Genomic DNA, 5,278 nt, shown 5'->3' on the forward strand with positions numbered 1-5,278 from the left:
ACCTCGGCGATGGCGACGGGAAGGCTGTCCGGGCCCACGATGGACACCTGCGCCGGTGTCACCGTCTGCGCGGCGTCCAGATAATCGTCGAAGCGCACCTCGACCCACCCCGCCGGGCCGCCCTCCGCCGACACGGCGGCAGAGCCGGAGCGCGGCGGCGTGCTGTCCGGCAGCAGGATGGCCAGGCGCGCGGTGGGCGCCGCCCCGGCCGCCAGCGTGAAGCGCGCCGTGTCTCGCGCCTCGAACACGTCCGTGCGGTTGTTGCGGTTGGCGTCGCGGTACGCCGTCACCCGGTACTCGCCCTCCGGCACCTGGCGAAAGCGGAACGCGCCGGCGCTGTCCGTCTGCGTGGTGTACGTCAGCGAGTCCGTGGTGCGCACGGCGTCCACCCGCACCCGGGCGGGGTTGCCCGTCGTGCGCTCCGTCACCACCCCGCTCGCTTCCGTGTTGGGAATCGCGGGGCCGGTGCTGAAGACCAGGCGGATCCCTTCCTTGCGGATGTTGCCGAAGCGGTCGCGGATCCCCGGCGCCACCTCCACCTGGTAGATCTGCCCCGGCTGCCATCCGCGCTTGGGCTGCACGCGGATCTCGCCGCCGTCCTGGTCAACGTCCACCCCGCCGCGCACGGGGCTGAGCGAGACGGACGAGTCCACCCCCGCCTCCGACAGCGACTCGTCGAACGCGAACACCACCGGGCCGCGCCACGACGTCAGGATCGCGTTCGTATCCGGGCGGGCAGCCACGAGCTGCGGCGCCTGCTTGTCTTCCGGGCCGCCGGGAGGGGCCTGGATGGTGGCGCACGCCGCCCCGGCGAGCACCGCGGCGGCCGCGGCCAGCCGGGCGGAAGCGCGGATCACGCCGCGCCCTCCAGCGCCGCGAGCTTTTCCGCCAGCTTGCCGCGCTGGTCGCGGAACGACGCCAGCTTTTCGCGCTCGTAGTTCACCACGTTCTCCGGCGCGCGCGCCACGAACGATTCGTTGCTCAGCTTCTTTTCCGTCCCCGCCATCTGCCCGTCCAGCCGCCCGATCTCCTCGCGCAGCCGGGCGCGCTCGCGGTCCAGGTCAATCACGCCGGCCAGCGGAACGAACACTTCCGTCCCCGAACGAAGCACGGCCGAAGCGCCCACCTCGCCCTCCGCCCCGCCGAACTCGATCTCGTCCACGCGGCACAGGTCGCGCAGCGCGCGGCGGCTGGCCTCCAGGATGGCGCGCGCCTGCTCCGACGCGCCGGGCACCCGCAGCGGCACCCGGGTGGCCGGGGCGATGCCGTACTCCGAGCGCAGGTTGCGCACGGCGCCGATCACCGACTGCAGCTCCTCGATGGCGCGCTCGGCCGCGTCGTCTTCCCACTCGGCGCGGACGGCCGGCCACGCGGCGACGATGAGCGCGGGCGCCTCGTCCGCCGGCTTGGGCAGCTTCTGCCACACCGTTTCGGTGATGAACGGCACCACCGGGTGCAGAATGCGCAGCGCGCCGTCCAGCGCCTGCGCCAGCGTGGCCTGCGCGGCGCGCTTGGACGCATCGCCCATGTCGCCGCGCAGGCGCGGCTTCACCAGCTCCAGGTACCAGTCCGCCAGCTCGCCCCAGAAGAAGTCGTATCCGCGCGTGGCGGCTTCCTGGATGCGGAACTTCTCCATCGCGTCCGTGACGTCGCGGATGGCCTTCGTCATCCGCGACAGGATCCAGCGGTCCATCGGCTCCAGGTCCGCCTGCACCTCGTCCACGGAAACGCGGGCGTCGTCGCCCAGCGTCATGAGCGCGAAGCGGCCGGCGTTCCACAGCTTGTTGGCGAAGTTGCGGCCCGGGCCGAACGCTTCTTCCAGGTTCTCGTAGTTGAGCATCTGGTCGGTGCCGGCGCCACTGCCGCTGACGACGGTGTAGCGCAGCGCGTCGGCCCCGAAGCGCTCCTTGACGATCAGCGGGTCAATGCCGTTGCCCAGCGACTTGCTCATCTTGCGGCCCAGGTGGTCGCGCACCGTTCCGTTGAAGTACACGTCGGTGAACGGCACCTGGCCGCGAAACTCCAGCCCGGACATGATCATCCGCGCCACCCAGAAGAACAGGATTTCCGGCGCCGTCACCAGCGAGTGGCCGGGGTAAAAGGCGCCCAGGTCGTCCGTTTCCTCCGGCCAGCCCATGGTGCTGAACGGCCACAGCCAGGAGCTGAACCAGGTATCCAGCACGTCCGGATCCTGCTCCAGCGCCGCGCCCCCGCACTTGGTGCACGCGGCGGGCGTTTGGCGCGCGACGATCGTTTCGCCACAGCCGTCCGCCTGGCAGTACCACACGGGGATGCGGTGCCCCCACCACAGCTGCCGGCTGATGCACCAGTCCCGGATGTTGCTCATCCAGTGCTCGTACGTCTTGCCGAAGCGCTCGGGGTGAAAGCGCACCTGCCCGTCGCGCCACGCCTGCAGCGCCGGCTCGGCGAGCGGCTGCATGCGCACGAACCACTGCTCGCTCAGCCGCGGCTCCACCACGGTGTCGCAGCGGTAGCAGTGCGGCACGGCGTGGGTGTGGTCCTCCACCTTTTCCAGCAGCCCCAGCTCCTCGAACGCGATGACGACGGCGCGGCGCGCCTCGAAGCGGTCCATCCCGCGGAACGCCTCGGGGGCGTCGTCGGTGATGGTGGCCTCGGGGGTCATCACGTTCAGCGCGGCCACGCCGGTGCGCTGCGCCACGTCGAAGTCGTTGGGGTCGTGCGCGGGCGTCAGCTTCACGGCGCCGGAGCCGAACTCCGGGTCCACGTACTCGTCGGCCACCACGGGGATGCGCCGCCCGGTCAGGGGCAGGTCCAGCTCGCGCCCCACCAGCGCCGCGTACCGTTCGTCGCCGGGATGGACGGCGACGCCGGTGTCGCCCAGCATGGTCTCGGGGCGCGTGGTCGCGATCGTCAGGTACGCGCGGCCGTCAGGCAGGCGCGGGAGCCCGGGGATGCCGGCGCCGTCCGCGACGGGGTAGCGCAGGTGCCACATCTTGCCCTGCGTTTCCGTCGGCTCGGCTTCTTCGTCGCTGAGCGCGGTGAGGCAGCGCGGGCACCAGTTGATGATGCGGTGGCCGCGGTAGACGAGCCCCTTTTCGTGCAGGCGCACAAAGACTTCGCGGACGGCCGTGGACAGGCTTTCGTCCAGGGTGAAGCGGGTGCGCGACCAGTCCGCCGACGCGCCGATGGCGCGCAGCTGGTTCAGGATCACGCCGCCGGTTTCGCCCACGAACTCCCAGACCCGCTCCACGAACTTTTCGCGGCCCAGGTCGTAGCGCGTCCTGCCTTCCTTGGCGATCAGCCGCTCCACCACGTTCTGCGTGGCGATGCCGGCGTGGTCCGTCCCGGGCAGCCAGAGCGCCTCGCGCCCCTGCATGCGGCGCCAGCGGATGAGGACGTCCTGGATGGTGTTGTTCAGGCCGTGCCCCATGTGCAGCACGGCCGTTACGTTCGGCGGCGGAATGACGATGACGTACGGGTCGCGGCCGGAGGACGCGTCGGCGCGAAAGAAGCCCTGTTCCTCCCACCAGCGGTACAGGGCGTCTTCGTGTTCGTGCGGGTTGTACTGCGGCGGCAGCGGCTCGGCCATTCCGTTTCTCGGCGTCATTCTCGGGCTTCGGGACAGGACGGGCATTTTACCCGACCGCGCGGGGTGGGTCAAGCGCGCGCGGGGTCCGCCCGGCACCCGCGGAAGCCCGCTCCGCCTCGAGGATCAGCGGAGAGCGGGGGCGCGAGAGAGGACGGATTCCGCCCCCGCCGGACCGGTCACGCCACGCCCGGTGGACCCTCCGCCGAGCCGCACCGATCCGGTTATCATGTCTGCCGATCCAGCATCCCTGACCTGCAAACCGGTTGAGGGATAAGGGTGGATGCGGATAGATTGCAACGATTTGGACGAGATCACCCAAAGCACAGTCGAGGGCGCGGATGGCGGAATACACGCTGGTGGCGGACCGGACGGGCGAGCTGCGGATGGAGGCGGCGGACAAGGAGGAGCGCTACGCGGGGCTGATGGATCAGCTCCAGTCGGCGCTGGCGGGCGAGCCGGACCTGACCGCCGCGATGGCGACGATGGCGTGCCTGCTCCACAACGCCTTTCCGTACTACTTCTGGACCGGGTTCTACCGCCGGGTGGGGCCCACGCGGCTGCTGGTGGGGCCGTACCAGGGAACGATGGGGTGTCTGTCCATCGACTTTGCGCGCGGCGTGTGCGGGGCCGCGGCCACCCGGCGCGAAACCATGCTCGTCCCCGACGTGCACGCCTTTCCCGGCCACATCGCGTGCGACTCGCTGTCCGCGTCGGAGATCGTGGTCCCGGTGCTGGACGCGCGCGGCGAGCTGATCGCCGTGCTGGACGTGGACAGCACCATCCCCGCCGCCTTTGACGAGACCGACCAGCGCTGGCTGGAACGGATGGTCGCGCTGCTGGCGGAGAAAGAAGCGCTTCCGGTCGTGTGGCGGGGGTGAGGCGGGCTGGCGCTCGGAAGAAGGATGTCTGGGCCGTGACGGCTTCTGTGAGGACCGTCTACTTTGGCGTGGCGATTGCCTGAGCGACTGAAGTCGCCGCAACAACTGCTGAAAGCCTCACGATACTGCTGTGAGGCTACGCGAGCCCACCTCCACCGCGTAGCGCCATGCGACATCCGTGGACAGAGTTGTACGTGCACCTTGTGTGGGCGACGTGGAACCGGCATCCGCTGATCACTCCCGCCCTGCAGCCGCGCATCTACGCGGTCCTGCACCGGCACGCGCACGAGATCGGCGCGGAGATCCTGGGCGTTGGAGGCATGCCGGACCATGTGCACGTACTTGCCCGGTTTCCGGCGAACCTTTCCATCGCAACCCTGGTTCAGCGACTCAAGGGCGCCTCGTCCTACTACGCGGCGCAGCTTGGTCGCGGAGACAGCCCGTTCAAGTGGCAGGGCGGATACGGCGCGTTTACGCTCTCCAAGCGCGCCGTCCCGATTGTCCGGGCCTACATCGCGAACCAGGAGGCGCACCACCGCGGAGGCACGACCTACCGCGCCTTGGAGCGGATCGCGCCGGAAAAGCAGCAGGGCACCGGATGAGCCTCACCCGAACGGCGTCTGTTTGCCGTTCGGGTGAGGCTTTCAGCAGTTGTTGCGGCGACTTCAGTCGCTCAGCCCCGTCTCAGCCCTGCCGGACGTTGATCATCGCTCATTAGCCACTCCGCCCTCCCTCGCCAGCCGCACCTTCGCCAAACCCTGAACACGGCACGCTCCCTGCGAGGCCGCCGCGCCGCATTCCACGGAGCGGCGCCGTTCTCATCCGCTCC

Annotated in this window: 4 protein-coding genes; 2 read left to right on the forward strand and 2 right to left on the reverse strand. The window is 70.1% G+C overall.

Features of this window, described 5'->3' with window-relative positions; all coding sequences use genetic code 11:
* Both VF665_RS11865 and VF665_RS11870 read right to left on the reverse strand, forming a co-directional pair.
* On the reverse strand, positions 1 to 857 hold an 857-nt coding region (locus VF665_RS11865), incomplete at its 3' end, for an Ig-like domain-containing protein (RefSeq protein ID WP_331053649.1).
* The gene (locus VF665_RS11870; protein WP_331053650.1) at positions 854 to 3,589 is read right to left on the reverse strand and encodes a valine--tRNA ligase; all 2,736 of its coding nucleotides are present in this window, start codon (positions 3,587 to 3,589) and stop codon (positions 854 to 856) included. The genes VF665_RS11870 and VF665_RS11865, both read right to left, overlap by 4 nt.
* 320 nt (positions 3,590 to 3,909) lie before the next feature.
* On the opposite strand from VF665_RS11870, the gene VF665_RS11875 reads away from it, so the two are divergent.
* Positions 3,910 to 4,449: a GAF domain-containing protein gene (locus VF665_RS11875; RefSeq protein ID WP_331053651.1), complete on the forward strand. Its 540-nt coding sequence runs from the start codon at positions 3,910 to 3,912 to the stop codon at positions 4,447 to 4,449.
* 167 nt (positions 4,450 to 4,616) lie between these two features.
* Positions 4,617 to 5,051, forward strand: a complete 435-nt coding sequence (gene tnpA / locus VF665_RS11880; protein ID WP_331053652.1) for an IS200/IS605 family transposase — start codon at positions 4,617 to 4,619, stop codon at positions 5,049 to 5,051.
* Positions 5,052 to 5,278 lie beyond the last annotated feature (227 nt).

Source organism: Longimicrobium sp., assembly GCF_036387355.1.
Classification (GTDB): domain Bacteria; phylum Gemmatimonadota; class Gemmatimonadetes; order Longimicrobiales; family Longimicrobiaceae; genus Longimicrobium.